Genomic DNA, 15763 nt, shown 5'->3' with positions numbered 1-15763 from the left:
ACCATTGTCCCTAAGAGCAATAGCACTGAAATAAGCCTTTTAGGACACCGAAATCCTTGATATACCGTAGGGTGGGCATTGCCCACCAGAATACGAGGAGCGTGACATTACCCCTAAGAGCAAGTACACTGGCAGCAACATAAGATGAGGTATGACTGATACTCAGTAGCCATTTATTAATACCGAATTCCGCTGCTATTTTTTGACATTTACCATATAAAACAAGGGCAGGTTGACCCGTTGGCAACCGTTGCACTTCCATATCCAGCCAGGAAATATCTGGACGTACAGATATACCCAGAATTTTTAACACAGCTTGCTTGACAGCAAAACGACCGGCAAGGTATTGGATACGGCTAGAACCCAACTCAGGAGTCCTACGTTCTGTTGCTGTAAAATGTTCCATTTCCCAATCTTCCCCGGAGCGCTCAATGTATTCTTTGATATGATTTGTTTCCAGAATTTCCAGTCCATGACCGATAATTATTTGGCTCATGGCTTAAGTGCTAGACTTCAAAACCAAATTCGTCAACATGGTGTTCATTTTGTTAACCGACTCCATGTATTCGTTTTCCGGAATCGATTCAGCAATGATACCCGCTCCAGCATTTAGAGAAATACAATTGCCATATTGATAAACCGAACGAATCGCAATCGCTAAATCTGCCATTCCCTCACTATTAACCCAGCCGATACCCCCGGCATAAATTCCCCTAGGTTCATCTTCTAGGCGGTCAATCCATTCTAAAGCTTTGGCTTTATCAATTCCAGACACGGTAATTCCGGGAAATAAAATCTTCAACGCATCCCACAGCGTATTTTCCGGTTTGAGTTGACCACCCACCCGTGATGATAGATGTTGCACACAGCGATATTTTTTGACTTCCATAAACTTAAAAACCTGAACCGTTTCTGGTAAACAAAGTGAGGATATTTCAGTTTGCGCTAACCAAATCGAAAGCGCGTGCTCTTTTACTTCTTTGGCATCTGTGAAAAGCTCACCATTGAATCGAGTATCCTCTGCCAAGCTTTCACCACGAGGTCGAGTTCCTGCCAATGGATTTGTGGTGACAAAGCCATCTTTACTCACCTCCATTAAAATTTCTGGACTAAACCCCACCGCCTGAACATCACCGATATTTAAGCAATAAGAACGGGCTGAATTATTGGCTTTAGCCCCAACGACATAAGTTCCTAGTACATCTAACTCGCCAGTAATTTTCAGGGAGCGAGCCAGAATAGCTTTATGTAGCTCTGAGTTTTGGATTGCCCCAATTAGAGTAGTAATCTGGTTTTGGTAGCGTTCGCGATCGCCAAAATCAACAACTAGGGATTTTGGCACATAATTGGCAATTTCACTCTCTATACATAATAAACTACAAACTTGCTCCACTGACCGATTAGTTTTAACATAAACTCCCTTGTCAGTAAAACGCAGTTCAATCTCTGGAATGAAAAAGCATAAAAGGTCTTGCTGGATTGCTTTAGAATATGAGTAATAAAAACCAGCGATATCAAATGCCACATACCCGTAAGCTGTCCACCCTTCAATCGGCAAAGCGTTGAGTAATTCTGCCACTTGTTGAAAAGGATCAGTAACGGGTACTGAGGAAGACATTCCCATCCCTTTTAATGAGACAGCATCCTGGCTGACTGACACCTTAACTAACTCATTGCCTGCAATACGAACTTCATTTTTACCTTCGTACATTACATAAGTCTCAAAAATACCAGCTTGTAAGAGATTCTGTAAGACAACAACAGCATCTTTCTTACCCGGTATAAAAGTTTCATAATAAGTGATGGCTGGTCTTAACTCGGTTAGCATCTATCAGCTCCTTAATTTTGGGTCATTGGTCATTGGAAAAATACTCACTTATCAATGGATAATTAATAATTGATAATTGATAATTGATTAATTGGGTCTAAGACCTCTTCGTTTACGAAGAAATTAAAAAAAAATTTAATTTCAATCCTCTTCTTTTAAGGAGAAGTCATTATTCATTGTTCCTTATACATTGTCAATTTGTGAATTATTTCATCCAATCATCGCCTTATCCAATAGTTTTTTTCGATGAATTTTACCTGTAGAAGTACGCGGTAAATTTTTAACAAATTGAATAATTTTCGGGGCTTTAAAATGAGGCAAGTGCTGTTTAGCAAATCTACGAATACTATCCTCTAACTCCAGCGAGGGTTCCTGTTCTGGCTTGAGACCGACATAGGCGACAATCTGATTTAACTGTTCACCCTGACCCGATTCTGGTACGACTGCCACTTCCAGAACTTGGGGATGTTGATGTAATATATCTTCAATTTCCAACGGTGATATCCACTGACCATTCACCTTAAACAGGTCATCATTTCGTCCCATAAACCAGAAATAACCATCAGAATCACATCGGTACTTATCCCCAGTTCGCATCATATTGCCACAAATAACATTTCGCGTCTGTTTCAGTCGATTCCAGTACCCCAACATCAAGCTTTCACCACTGACCTGAAGATTGCCAATTTCATCAGGAGAACAGGAAAAACCCTGCTCATTAACCACTTGGACACTGTAGCCAGGAACAGGATATCCAGAACTCCCAGGTTTACACTGTCCAACTCGATTCGAGAGAAAAATATGCAAAAATTCAGTTGTACCAATGCCTTCGCAAATTTCCTGGTTATAGGTTTTCAGCCACTGATGCCAAATACTTTTGGGCAACTGTTCGGCAGCTGATACACATAAGCGTAAGCAAGTGGCATCTAGGGGAGCAATATCATGTACAGCAAGAATATTTGCATAAACGCTAGGAATGCCAAACAAAACGGTCGGTTTATAGCGCTGAATATCGGCAATAATATCAAAAATATTATTGGCATCCGATAAGACACTAGCTGCACCAACTGCCATTGGCATATATAGGGTATTCCCTAAGCCGTAGGCAAAGGGCATTTTAGCAACTGAATAGGTAATATCATCGCGCTGTAAACCCAGGGTAGCTTTACCATAATTTTCTGCACAAACGACCATATTTTGATGGAGATGAATGGCTCCTTTCGGTCGTCCTGTACTACCAGAAGTATAAAGCCAAAAGGCGGGTTCATCGCGACAGGTTTCGGCACAAGATAGTTGGTCGTCTTGTTGAGAAAGCAAGGATAAAAAAGGGTTTTCTCCATCCGTTAGTAGACTATGGCGCAAAAACTGAGACTGAATTGGAGTCAGTTTTTCTTGCCATGCTTGAGTGGTTAATAAAATCTTGGCGCGAGAATCATGCAGAATATATTGAATATCATCAAGAGTACAAGCTGTGTTAATGGGAACTGGTACAGCACCCAGCCAAATTGCTCCCCAAAAGGCAAAGACAAACTCTGGAGTATCGGGTAGGAGAATAGCTATCCGGTTTTCTCGTTCTAACCCTAACTCAGAGAGTAATCGAGCGGTGCGTCGAACGAAACGGCTTAACTGAGAGTAGGTGTAGGTTTGATCCTGATAGTAAAATACCGCTCTATCACTCCGTTCTGGGAGAAAATGACTGTCTAAGAAGTAAGCCGCAACATTCAAATTATCGGGTAATTTTTCAGTAATACTATCCATGTTTAGAGTTGAGGTTGGAGATAGTTTATTTGAGTCTTGAGTTACAGAGCTAGGACATGCACCAGTACGTGATTATCCCAGGAAAACCAAGTCCCTAGCCAGTTTGTTACTCCCTGTTGTTTTGCCAGAATCATTGCTTGTCCATTGAGCTGAATCCTTAACTTGTTGTGATTATTAATATTCGCTTCAATCTCTGTCCATTCAATGTCAGATATCCCAGTTCCTAACGCTTTTGCCACCGCTTCTTTTGTGGCAAAGCACACAGCATAAGCTTGGTGAGGATTACTGGTGAATTGACAACTGTCAATCTCGTTGGCGGTAAACAGTAAAGCTAAGGTTTGATTGTCATATCGCTCAATCAATCGGCTAATCCTATCGATAGGCGTGATATCAATCCCAATTCCTTTAACTCCTGTCGATTCAGGAGGCATTTTGAGAACTCGTCAGTCTCGCCGCCTCAACCAGATTGCAAAGTTGAGCTAGGGTTAAATCTTGCCGTCCTCCCAGCTTGACACTAACTCCCAACTGCCGTTTTAATCCGAGGGCAATTTCAACGGTTTCCGTCGAGTCAAGCTGTAAGTCTTGACGCAGTAATGTATTTTGATTCAGTGATTCTTTCGGAATACCCAACTCGGTCAGTATTCCTTGGAGAGTATCCATTACATTTCGAGTATCCATGAGATTAAGTATCAATGCACCACGTTTGAGAAAGTACGGCTGGTTTGAATTGAGCCACGCCACAAAAACATCACAACTTTTCCATTTCCCTTTCCCTAAAAAAAGGCATTATCCTCTGTCATTCCCCCTGGTAGGGGGAAGGAAGGTCAGGTCATACCGATCTTGACCCAACGCAATTAGTTGCAACTACTTTTCAATAACCATTGATAACTCTAGTATAGGTTTTTGCTCTTGGCAAGCCCTGTTATTGAAATTTTTTTTAAGTTATTGAGATTCATCTAGACCGAGCAAAGGTGACACTCAGCAAGCAGCGACAGAAAGCGATAAGCCGAAATAGCCTCTATACAAGCTTTTCAAGCGTTATATATTTAATAATTCTGGACACACCAGTTAGGCAAGTGGTCGCTATTGCCAAAATCTCCAGAGACTCACGCGCTCTATCAGTTGAAATAGATTATCAATAAAATTTAGAGAATGCCCCTTGACAGGCACAAATAAATCGGTTTATCCTCTCTAAGCTTATAAAAATTATTCGCAATAGTCATCACTCGAATTGCAGCTCAGCGATTCGAGCAGTTCAACGTGGGTTAAGAGGAAACCAGATTGAAATTACAACAATTACTTTCTAGCGTACTACTCACAGGCTCAGTACCTGTGTTGATGGCGACTCCAGCCATTGCTGATGTTGTACAAGTTACAGGTGTGCGTCTCGAAGAAACACCTCAGGGACTCGAAGTCATCGTAGAGACGGCTGAGGGTACAGCTCCCCAAGTCTTTACCACTAGCTACGGTGAAACATTTATTGCAGATTTAATCAACACCCAACTGCGTTTACCGGATGATCAACCCTTTCGCCAAGAGAATCCGGCTGAGGGCATTGCCTCAGTTACGGTGACGCAGCGTAATCCTAACAGTATTCGGGTAACGGTAACCGGTACAACAGGGTTACCAAGGGTCGAGGTAATGCCGAGTGCAACCGGACTATTATTTAGTCTGACGGCAGAAACCCCCACCGCTCAAACGCCACCTGAAACACCAGACGTGCCGCCAGACATGGAAATGGAACCAGAGGAGGAACCCGATACCCCCCCTCAAATGCCGGAACCGACCGATGAGATTGAATTGGTTGTCACGGCTGAACCGGACACAGGGTATCGAGTCCCCGACGCCACCACCGCCACTAGAACTGACACTCCCCTGCGTGATATTCCCCAGTCAATTCAGGTGGTTCCTGAAGAGGTGATTGAAGATCAACAAGTCATTCGTCTGAATGAAGCATTACGCAACGTCAGTGGTGTCACCCTGGGCAATACTCGTGCCAACGACACCGAGACATTTACCGTTCGAGGATTTGAGGATGCTACTATCCTGCGAGATGGCATTCGCCAGTTTAGCTTTGGTGGTACTCAAGAAACAGCTAACCTGGAACGAGTCGAGGTTCTCAAGGGACCTGCTTCCATTGTCTATGGGTCAGCAGAACCAGGAGGACTGATTAATGTAGTCACAAAAAAACCCTTACCCCAACCTTTCTACGAGATTGAAGCATCGGTCGGCAGCTATGGTTTCATCGAACCCAGCATTGACATATCCGGTCCGTTAACCTCAGATAGAAGCCTACTTTACCGACTCAATACCCTCTACCGTCGGTCGGATGGCTTTCGAGACTTTGACCAAGAGTTTGAACGATTCTTCATTGCTCCCGTCGTGACCTGGTTGATTAGCGATCGCACGGAACTCACGGTTGAATTGGAATACTTAGATAATATACAACCCTACGACCGAGGCTTAGTTGCCATTGGTGACGAAGTAGCTGATATTCCCTTCGACCGCATTTTCCATGAACCCGATGATTTTGTTGAAACTGAAGAGTTTAAGACAGGATATCGGTTAGAACATGGTTTAAATAATAACTGGACGCTGCGGAACATCTTGTGGTATTCCAATACCGATCTGTTTCTCCGAACCGCTGAACTGGGCAGTGTGAATGAAGCACGGGGTGTGGTATCCCGCAGCACACGCGAGTTTGATATCTATGAAGAAGCCTACGATATCCAAACCAACTTAGTGGGTGAATTTGCCACCGGATCAGTTGAACATGAACTCTTGGTTGGGTTTGATTTCCGCCGTAGCTTTCAGGATCTCGATCTCCAACAAGCATTTGCTCCTCCCCTAGCCCCACCCCCCATTCGTATTTTCGACCCAGTTTACGGATTTTCTTTACCGGATAGCGAAGATATCCCCCAACTGTTCGATGGTCGAAGTCAGCTACAACAGTGGGGTTTTTACCTACAAGATCTGATTTCCCTGACAGACAATTTCAAAGTCCTACTGAGTGGACGCTATGACATCGCTGACCAAAAAGCAACGATCCGACAGACTGATTTTTTCGATGGTTCATCCCCCACTCAAAGTGATGATGCCTTCAGTCCCCGTGTGGGCATTGTATATCAACCCATAGAACAGCTTTCTCTCTACGCCAACTTCAGTCGCTCATTCCAACCCAACGATATTACATTCGGGGGTGATCTTCCCGAACCCGAACGGGGGACTCAATACGAAATCGGGGCTAAAGCAGAATTCCTAGATGGTAGACTCTCAGCCACCTTAGCGCTGTATGATTTAACCAAGACGAATGTTTCGGTGTCTGATCCGGATAATCCTGGCTTCTCTATCGCCCTCGGCGAACAGCAAAATCAGGGAATTGAACTGGATATCGTCGGTAAAATTCTGCCGGGATGGAATATTATCGCCTCCTATTCCCACATTGATGCGGAAGTAACTGAAGGATTTTTTGGTATTCCCGAAGGGGGCAAACCACCGAACGTTGCCGAAAATACCGCGAGTTTGTGGACAACATATCAAATCCAACAGGGTAACTTGCAGGGACTCGGATTCGGATTTGGCTTGTTTTTCGTGGGAGAGCGATTTGGCGACTTCCAGAACACCTTTAAATTTAACGATTATCTTCGCACAGATGCAGCGATTTTTTATCGACGCGACAATTGGAGTGCTTCTGTTAACTTCAAAAACCTTTTCGACATAGACTATATCGAATCGGGTATCGGCAGATCTCAGATTAAACCGGGTGAACCGTTTACTATCATTGCTTCAGTGTCCGTGCAGTTTTAGGCAACACAGAGTTTCAACAACCCTAACCTAGCTATCGCTGCTCTGTTAGGGATTGCCAGGGACAGGACTGGCAACGTAAGCGTTGAATAGACCATTGAGCCACCAACTGATAAACACTTCCGGTGTGCTTCCCCAGCCCGGATTCACTGTAAGCCTACTTGTTTGGGCGCTAAACCTAAGACAATACCTGGGTCTACCCAAAGCCAAAAACAAGGCAGAGTCCTCACCCGCCGCCCATGCCGTTGACGGTATCTGCCTCGTCGCCTCCCGGTTTATGCGCTATCGCCAAATCAAAGGGAGAAGTGGTACATGGTTAGGTGGAATAGCGGTAACACCCTGCCAATTTGCGGTAATCAGCCGCCCCCCAATTTGCCGTCGTCAGCTACACCTAATGATTAAGAGCAAGGGAGGGAAGCGGCGCGGCTATGGTGGGACAGTTACCCGCCACGGGTTTAGGAAGGGTGATTATGTCAAGGCTGAAAAGGCAGGTATCACCTACCACGGTTATGTTTCCGGTGATACCAAGACACAGGTTTCGGTTAGTGATGCTAACTGGAAACGGCTGGGACAGTTCACCGCCAAAAAAGTCCAATTGTTGCAGCGAAATACCGGACTGGTCTCAACAGTTGGATTGTCAAACCTCACCGCACTCAGCGAAGTCGAAGTGAACGGTTCGGTTTGACCTCTATCCCTCCCCAACCTGCTTCGCTGAGGTTGGGGTCTCACGAGGTAAAGCGATGATGAATCGGTTTTGGGTCTTGCTCCGACCTATATTTTCCATCCCCGACGCTTGGTGTTTGAGTCGTATCCTGAAACTCTTTAGTCTCGGACTTGGTGCGGCTTTGCTGGTGGTTGCTTGTAGTACACCCAACAGCCAAATCAGCGATCGCGCTACGGCTAACCTCAATGGTACAAATTGCCGCATGGTTGAGCATGATCTGGGTGAAACTCAGGTTTGCGGTCAACCGAAACAAATAGTGGCGTTAGGTCCCCATATCTTGGACTTACTCCTCTCATTAGATATGCAGCCAGCCGGATATGCGGAAGTTTTTCCCTTCCATGGAGGCGACTCTTTCAATAATCCCAGTGAACAAATTCCCTACTTGGGAAACCGAGTCACCACCCAACCCCTGAATTTGGGGGACAGGAGCAATCCCTCGATAGAAACCCTAACTCGGCTGCAACCTGATCTGATTCTGGGTGAAGCGGGTGGACTACGACAGAACTATGACCTGTTCTCAAAAATTGCGCCCACGTTACTATGGGAACAACGAACTGCTAAAGGAAAGTGGCAGGAAAATCTTCGACAACTTGCACAAGCGCTGGGACTCGAAGAACGAGCAGAAGCCGCGATCGCGGCGTATAATCAGCAGATTGCGGCGGCTCGTGCTGAGTTTGCCCCTGTAGTGGCTAAATATCCCCAAGTCTTGGTGTTGGGAGCGAATCAACTCGTCGATATCATGGTGGTGAATGATAGCAGTTATCTAGGCGAGGTACTAGAAGGGGTGGGGTTTGAATTGGTATCTCCCCCTGCTCAAAATAAGCCTGAGCTAACCACCTCCATTTCTCTGGAAACATTACCCCAACTTGACGATGCCGACCTAATTTTCATCTTAGGGTATGACATGAGTGTGCGTAAGCAACAGCAAAAGGCGACCAATACTGTTCTGAATCGCGTAATTGACCAGCAAACAGCAACAATTCAACCGGAATGGCAAAACAATGCGATCGCCCAATCTCTAAAAGCTAGTCAGGAAGATCGCGTGTTCTTTGTTACCTACTATCTCTGGAATGGATTAAACGGATCAATTGGCGCACAACTTATCCTGGATGAACTGCGTCAGCTACTACTTTCTCCAGGCTAGGTGCTGGGGTAGAGACGTTGCATGCAACGTCTGGGAGCTGGGGGAGCTGGGGTAGAAGATAAGTTACTGTTAATACAGCTAAAAGCCTTGCTATATAAGAGTTTTGGACTGTGCAGCAAACCCTACTGGAGAAATCTCGCATACGTGCTTTTGAAGCGTCTCTACACTAATCACCAATCTCGAAAATGCATACGTTTATTATCATTTGGCTGGGTCAATTTGTCTCAACTATCGGCAGCCAGATGACCTTCTTTGCAATTACGATCTGGGCTTGGGAAAAAACTGGCTCAGCGACAGCCTTAGCGTTGGTGAGTTTCTTTTTCTTCGCACCCAGTATTTTAACCAGCCTCTTAGCTGGCACAATCGTTGATCGGGTTAACCGTAAAGTCTTAATGATATTGAGCGATACGGTTACCGCTTTGGCTACGTTGGCAATTCTACTGATTTACCTGAGCAACACTCTCCAAATCTGGCATCTCTATATAATAGCCGCCGTTATTAGTCCGTTTAATCAAATTCAGCAGCTATCCTATCAAGTCTCAATCACAACCCTTGTCCCCAAGCACCACTACACTCGTGCCAGCAGCATGGGTTCTATTCTCAGTTATGGTTCCAGCATTATCGCCCCAGCGTTGGCAGGAAGTCTGTATCCGATGATTGGTTTAGTGGGTATTGTACTCATCGACCTAGTGACCTTTGCGATCGCGATCGCTACCCTAGCCGTTGTCCCCATTCCCCAACCCAAAACACCAAGGGTCAGTCCTAATTCTGAGTCATGGCGACAAAAACTTGCCTTTGGCTTCCACTACATCGGAACTCGCCAAAGCTTACTTGCTCTGTTAGCCGTAACTTCTTTGTTTTGGCTGTTCCATGACGTGGGAAATGCGGTGTACAATCCGATGATTTTGGCACGCACCGATGGCAATGCTGTCATTTTAGGTCAGGTTGCCTCAGCCGGTGGCATTGGCGGCGTAACGGGAGCTGTCCTCGTGAGCGTTTGGGGAGGACTGCGCCGCCGGATTCACGGTATCTTACTGGGAATGGTCGGTGCTGGAGCGAGCAAAATACTATTTGGTTTGGGTCAGATGCCGTCAATTTGGATTCCGGCACAATTTTGTTCATCCTTAAATTTTCCCTTATTAGGGAGTTCTAATCAAGCGATCTGGTTTGCCAAGGTTGAGCCTGAAGTGCAGGGTCGTGTTTTTGCCGTTAGTTTTTTCCTGCGGCAGATTGTTTCAGCCACTGGAGCCTTGTTTGCCGGACCCCTTGCCGATCGCGTGCTGGAACCTGCGATGAAACCCGGGGGAATACTTGCCCCTCTGTTGGGTAGAATATTTGGAACTGAATCTGGTGCAGGAATAGCCCTACTTTACGTCACTTGTGCGCTGTGTATGATGCTGATTGGTCTGAGTGGCTATGCTTTTCGCCGATTACGGCATGTAGAGGATATTTTACCTGATTGCGATGCATCTACCTGATTTTTTATTTTTGACCTGATCCGAAGGATTACCTGCGTAGCTTACTTCCCCGAAGGGGTGGGAAGGGAGAGAATTCAAAGCCTTCTCAAGAGCAGGAGAGAGGTTTGGAGAGAGGTTTTCCAGATCCCGACCAAAAAGGTATTCTGACAGACTCTTATTGATATTGGGTAAAAATCAAGGGTTGTTTCCGAGGATTGGTTGGATTAGGCTGATTGGGAACAGAGATAGGGGATTGAGGCGGAAGCGGAGTCTCTGGAACTGTAGAAGCAAGCATCTGCGGTGTTGGTCGAGGAGTCCTTCTTGGAACAGTTCTGGATGGCTTAGGTGCAGATGGAAGTGGTAGCAACTCCAACCACGCCTCCATGGATTGAGGGCGATCTTTCGCTTCTAATGCCATTCCCGATAAAATAGCCTGGTTCGTGGCATCACTTAAACCAGAAATAAGCTGTTGCGGAGGTATTAATTCGGCATCATCTAATTTCCGAGTAAAGGAATCCATCGGACGTTGACCTGTCACCACATAATATAAGGACGCCGCTAAGGTATACACATCAACCGTAATCTTACGACTTCCCCGCACCATCTGTTCATAGGGAGCAAATGCACTGATGATGGACTTTGTAGGTGATTCCGAATCCGCCCTCTCCCAGGACATCATCCACCACAAAGGGGCGACTTTTCAATTGGTGTCCCGGCGTCCATGCCATGGGTCCTTTATTCCTCTCCTAATACCATTGCCAATTATCGCGTCAATTTTCCCTGGGAAATATCTCAAATTATAACCGTTTGGTCGTAGGGTTTTGGTTTCCAAACCCCTACTCGTCATTTGATGCTAGTTTATCTGCAATCATAGGCATGGGGTCAACATTTAAATTCATAAAAATTCCTCCGTTGCGGGAAACCCCGTGTATGCGAGACCGGGGAGGAACGCACGGTAGTGGCTTTAGCCGCCTATTGTCCTTAGGTATGGTGTGGGTCGTTGATGTATCTTTGAATGGTTGCTGCACTAACGTTACCTGCGGTTGAGAAAAAGTAGCTGTTTGTCCACAAAGAAGGGAGTTTCTTGAGTTCGGGAAACTCCTTTCTAAGATAGTTGGCACTCCGTCCTTTAAAAGCTCTCGCTACCTGATATATTGCATCTGTCGGATGGATCTCAACAAACAGATGAATATGGTCTGGCGCAACTTCGAGCGCTCTGATGTGCCAACCTTTTTCTGTAGCCAACTCGCTGAATATCTCAAAAATCCTATCACGAATCCTGCCTATCAGCACTTTTTTGCGTCGTTTGGGCAGCCAGACTAAGTGGACTACACACAAGCCGATAGCATGATTGTAATGTCTGTACTCGTATGATTTTTTTCTCATTTGTGTGTCTCCGGATTGACAGTTGATCCGACTGTAGATTAAAATATAGCAAACAACACGAATCACTCGTCAAGGTAATGGCTAAAAGCAAAAAGCCTAGGGGAGTACAGCAAATGCTACTACATCCCGACAAAGAAACGGAAGCAATTCTAGAGTACCTGTGCGAACAGTCAGGAAAACTCTACAACATGGGTGTGTACTTTGCTCGTCAAATATTCTTTAAGACTGATAAACTCCTGACCGGAAAATTTGACTTGATTTACGAGCAAAGTATAGGAAAGAGTCAAATTGCTCAATCCTTGCCTTCAACACCAGCACAGCAAACATTATTGAGTGTTACTGAGGTGTTTAAATCCTATAAAGGGTTGCGTCAGGCTTGGTTCAAAGGACAATTGCCAAATAAGCCCAAACCACCTGGTTATTTAAAAGGCTCAAAGCTGTTCAAAGTCGCTTATCCCAACTCAGGAGGGCAAAAACCTAAGCTAGTTAATGGTCAACTTCAATTCTCATTAGGATTAGCGGTTAGACGTTGGTTTGGAATTGATAGCTTCAGGCTACCCGCCCCAAGCAATCTTAATATTACTAAAGTCAAAGAATGGACTATTCTACCCAAAAACGGCGTATTCTATTTAGAGGCTTCTTACGAAGTACCTAAGCAGGAAACATTCGTAGGGATTGACGACCAGGCGTTAGCTATTGATCTAGGCACAGCAGACAATCTAGCAGCTTGTGTTGACACCTTGGGCAACTCCTTCCTGATTGATGCCCGTACCATGAAAGCCTTTAATCAGTATTGGAATAAGCAGGTATCAACCAGAAAGGAAGGAAAGCCGCAAGGATACTGGGATGCCTTTCTTGACCGAGTAACCCGCAAGCGCAATCACCGCATGAGAGATGGTATTAACAAAGCCGCAAGGCTAATTATCAACCATTGTCTCAAATACGGCATAAGCACGATTGTTCTGGGGTGGAACGAAGGGTTTAAGGACAACGCCAATATGGGTAGGTTGAACAATCAGAAATTCGTTCAAATACCCTTGGGTAAGTTTAAAGACCGATTGCAGCAATTGTGTGAAATTTACGGTATCCACTTAGAAATCACAGAAGAAGCCTACACAAGTAGATCCAGCTACCTAGATGGAGACTCCCTGCCTAAATTTGGTGAAAAGCCAGACGGCTGGAAAGCATCAGGAAGACGGATAAAGCGTGGCTTGTATCGTAGTAGCGATGGTTCGATTGTAAATGCCGATTTAAACGGCAGTGCCAATATCTTGAGAAAAGTAGCCAGAAAGTTAGGCATTGACCTAAACCGACTGGGTAGACGGTGTTTGACGACCGTAGCGAGAGTCAGATTGTGGACATTGCCGCAGCCTACTCTGTCAGCAGAATCCCCGTGTATGCGAGACCGGGGAGTGTCAACATGACCAGTTACCAATTTCCAGAGGCGTTCTGGTGGGGAAGCGCCACGGCTTCCTATCAAATCGAAGGTGCAGTAAACGAAGGTGGGCGTAAACCGAGTGTCTGGGATACGTTTAGCGCTACCCCCGGACGTACCTTTAATGGTGATACGGGTGCTATTGCTTGTGACCATTATCATCGATATGAACACGATATAGACTTAATGGCACAACTGGGTATTAAGCACTATCGGTTTAGTATCGCCTGGTCACGAATTATTCCCGATGGTCGTGGTACGGTTAATGAACAAGGGATTGATTTTTATAAGCGTTTGGTGGATTGCTTGCGGGATAAGGGGATTACTCCCCACGCTACCTTGTTTCACTGGGACTCCCCCCAGGCGTTAGAAGATGCCTATGGTTCCTGGCAAAGTCGGCAAATGGCAATCGATTATGCTGACTATGTTACCGCCGTTGTCAGTCGATTAGGCGATCGCATTACTCATTGGATGACGCTGAATGAAATACCCTGCTTTACTCACTCAAGTTATGGCGTTGATTCTGATCCGCCTAATGCACCGGGCACTCGGGTGAGTTCTCTCAAACAAGTGTGGCAAACCTCGCATCATGCCCTTTTAGCCCATGGTTTAGGATGTCAAGCCATTCGCGCCGCATCACCTGTTCCCTGTTCGGTTAGTTTAGTGGATAATTTTGCGGTAACAGTACCAATTAACGAATCTCCTGATCATATAGAGGCGACAAAAAAGGCATTTCATACTGTTGGAAAAAATGGCGGGATTATTTTTCCTGCGTTGACGGGACAGTATAGTCCGGCGTTGTTGGAAAAGTTAGGAGAGAATGCACCCGATATTCAGAATGGAGACTTAGAAACTATTCATCAACCCTTAGATTTTCTGGGATTTAACATCTACTCCGGTGATTATGTTCGCGCTGTTGATAATACGTTAGGATACGAAGTCATCGATTTTCCCGAACGTTATCCGAAACTGAATATGCCCTGGCTCAATATTTCACCGGATTGTATTTATTGGGGCATTCGCCATATTAGTGAAACTGTGGGGCGTCCAGATTTACCCATTGTAATTACCGAAAACGGTTGTGCTGTTGCGGATGATTTAAATAGCCAGGGGGAAGTTATCGATATTGATCGCATTCTTTACCTGCGCCAACATCTGCGATCGGCTCATCGCGCTATTGCTGAAGGGTATCCCCTAAACGGATATTTTCTCTGGAGTTTGATGGATAACTTTGAATGGTCTTATGGCTATGATCGTCGATTTGGATTGATTTATATCGATTATCCCACTCAGAACCGGATTCCTAAAGCCAGCTTTGATTGGTATCAAGAATGTATTAGAACGAATCGAGTGGTGTAGATTTCTAGTCTCCATTAGACATTTTATCGCCCCTTGTGGGTCTGGAAAGCCTCTGTGATCCCAAGTCAGCTTGTTAATCTCCCTTTATCTCTTGATAGTTGAATGGAGATTTTGAGTTGTGTGGTTTCTTATGCCAGACTATAATATCCACAATGCCACTAAAGACTATCATGAAAAATATAGCTATACTAGCCACCACAATCCTCGCTGCCACATCTGGCACAGTTATCGGGACTATGCAATCTGCCTTGGCTTTAACTTGGAACTGGAATTATTCGGGTAATGGGATAACAGCAAGCGGAACTTTCCTCACGAATAACACCCCGGACGAGTTAGGTTTTTACCGGATTTCTGAAATTACGGGTACGCGAAATGGAGAAACAATTACAGGCTTGCAACCTGCTGGAACGGCAATACCAGGAAACGAACCCTTCCACGTTGACAATTTAATTCGTTTAAATACTCCTCAGTTAACAGGTGATGGTTTTGGGTATGTTACATCAGAGGGAAACTATGTTAGTCCATTTTTTGCTAGTTTTTTACCTACACCAAGTTATTTAGAAGTTTTTTCGGCACCACCACTCACACCAGGGTTTGAAAATTTAGGGGCGGAAGATAGTGAGTTACCTATTAGTTTTTCTGCAACCCCAATTGCCGTCCCCGAACCAACCTCTATTCTTGGCTTACTCGCTCTCGGTACTCTCGGTACTAGTTCTCTATTAATTGACACTCCCCCGGTTAAAACGCGGGGGATTCTTTCTTCGCAGGGAGGCAGAGTTTAACGTCTTCTAGGACAGAACCTTTACCCTCAGAAAGCTTACCCACCGTGTGTCCCACGGCTGTCCTACCTCTAATTTCGACTACTTGA

The 15763-nt window shown here is 45.2% G+C and carries 13 protein-coding genes and 1 pseudogene; 7 read left to right on the top strand and 7 right to left on the bottom strand.

The genetic code is table 11. The annotated features are described in order from the left end of the window. Nucleotides 1-10: 10 nt before the first annotated feature. The 5 genes from acpS (ACLGGO_RS09250) to ACLGGO_RS09230 form a co-directional block, all read right to left on the bottom strand. Complete coding sequence (acpS, locus tag ACLGGO_RS09250; protein ID WP_446419076.1) at nt 11-496, bottom strand: holo-ACP synthase; 486 nt, start codon at nt 494-496, stop codon at nt 11-13. 3 nt (nt 497-499) lie between these two features. After that, on the bottom strand, nt 500-1828 hold the full coding sequence (locus ACLGGO_RS09245) for an anthranilate synthase component I family protein (RefSeq protein ID WP_446419075.1): 1329 nt from the start codon (nt 1826-1828) through the stop codon (nt 500-502). A gap of 210 nt (nt 1829-2038) precedes the next feature. Next, complete coding sequence (locus ACLGGO_RS09240) at nt 2039-3586, bottom strand: benzoate-CoA ligase family protein (RefSeq protein WP_446419074.1); 1548 nt, start codon at nt 3584-3586, stop codon at nt 2039-2041. Nucleotides 3587-3627: 41 nt separating this feature from the next. Continuing rightward, a complete protein-coding gene (acpS, locus tag ACLGGO_RS09235) occupies nt 3628-4017 on the bottom strand; it encodes a holo-ACP synthase (RefSeq protein ID WP_446336837.1) in 390 nt (129 codons plus the stop codon). Beyond that, nucleotides 4007-4264 (bottom strand): acyl carrier protein, encoded by a 258-nt coding sequence (locus ACLGGO_RS09230; RefSeq protein WP_446419073.1) that lies wholly within the window; start codon nt 4262-4264, stop codon nt 4007-4009. Before ACLGGO_RS09230 ends, acpS (ACLGGO_RS09235) begins: the two co-directional genes overlap by 11 nt. 603 nt (nt 4265-4867) lie before the next feature. Between ACLGGO_RS09230 and ACLGGO_RS09225 the strand changes: the two genes are divergently transcribed. From ACLGGO_RS09225 to ACLGGO_RS09210, 4 genes and pseudogenes are all read left to right on the top strand, one after another. Further along, nucleotides 4868-7393 (top strand): TonB-dependent siderophore receptor, encoded by a 2526-nt coding sequence (locus ACLGGO_RS09225; RefSeq protein WP_446419072.1) that lies wholly within the window; start codon nt 4868-4870, stop codon nt 7391-7393. 127 nt (nt 7394-7520) lie between these two features. Continuing rightward, nucleotides 7521-8134: pseudogene (locus ACLGGO_RS09220) on the top strand (RRXRR domain-containing protein); the annotation flags it as partial. Further along, entirely contained in the window at nt 8131-9258 is a 1128-nt protein-coding gene (locus ACLGGO_RS09215) for an ABC transporter substrate-binding protein (RefSeq protein WP_446336833.1), read from the top strand. The pseudogene ACLGGO_RS09220 and the gene ACLGGO_RS09215, both read left to right, overlap by 4 nt. Before the next feature lie 185 nt (nt 9259-9443). After that, complete coding sequence (locus ACLGGO_RS09210) at nt 9444-10736, top strand: MFS transporter (protein WP_446419071.1); 1293 nt, start codon at nt 9444-9446, stop codon at nt 10734-10736. Between the two features lie 154 nt (nt 10737-10890). On the opposite strand, the gene ACLGGO_RS09205 is transcribed toward ACLGGO_RS09210, so the two are convergent. Together ACLGGO_RS09205 and tnpA are read right to left on the bottom strand one after the other, a co-directional pair. Continuing rightward, nucleotides 10891-11394, bottom strand: a complete 504-nt coding sequence (locus tag ACLGGO_RS09205; protein WP_446419070.1) for a hypothetical protein — start codon at nt 11392-11394, stop codon at nt 10891-10893. A 302-nt stretch (nt 11395-11696) separates the two neighbouring features. Further along, nucleotides 11697-12101: an IS200/IS605 family transposase gene (gene tnpA / locus ACLGGO_RS09200; protein ID WP_446336830.1), complete on the bottom strand. Its 405-nt coding sequence runs from the start codon at nt 12099-12101 to the stop codon at nt 11697-11699. 113 nt (nt 12102-12214) lie between these two features. Between tnpA and ACLGGO_RS09195 the strand changes: the two genes are divergently transcribed. The 3 genes from ACLGGO_RS09195 to ACLGGO_RS09185 all read left to right on the top strand — a co-directional run bounded on the left by ACLGGO_RS09195 (nt 12215) and on the right by ACLGGO_RS09185 (nt 15677). Next, entirely contained in the window at nt 12215-13525 is a 1311-nt protein-coding gene (locus tag ACLGGO_RS09195) for an RNA-guided endonuclease InsQ/TnpB family protein (protein WP_446419069.1), read from the top strand. Continuing rightward, nucleotides 13522-14895, top strand: a complete 1374-nt coding sequence (locus ACLGGO_RS09190; protein WP_446419068.1) for a GH1 family beta-glucosidase — start codon at nt 13522-13524, stop codon at nt 14893-14895. Before ACLGGO_RS09195 ends, ACLGGO_RS09190 begins: the two co-directional genes overlap by 4 nt. Nucleotides 14896-15065: 170 nt before the next feature. Then, entirely contained in the window at nt 15066-15677 is a 612-nt protein-coding gene (locus ACLGGO_RS09185; protein WP_446419067.1) for a PEP-CTERM sorting domain-containing protein, read from the top strand. The last annotated feature ends 86 nt before the right edge of the window (nt 15678-15763 follow it).

The sequence above is a fragment of the Coleofasciculus sp. genome (assembly GCF_046565525.1).
Taxonomy (GTDB): Bacteria; Cyanobacteriota; Cyanobacteriia; order Cyanobacteriales; family Coleofasciculaceae; genus Coleofasciculus.
The sequence above is the reverse complement of the archived record's forward strand: the minus strand, read 5'-3'. Positions and strand labels throughout refer to the sequence as shown.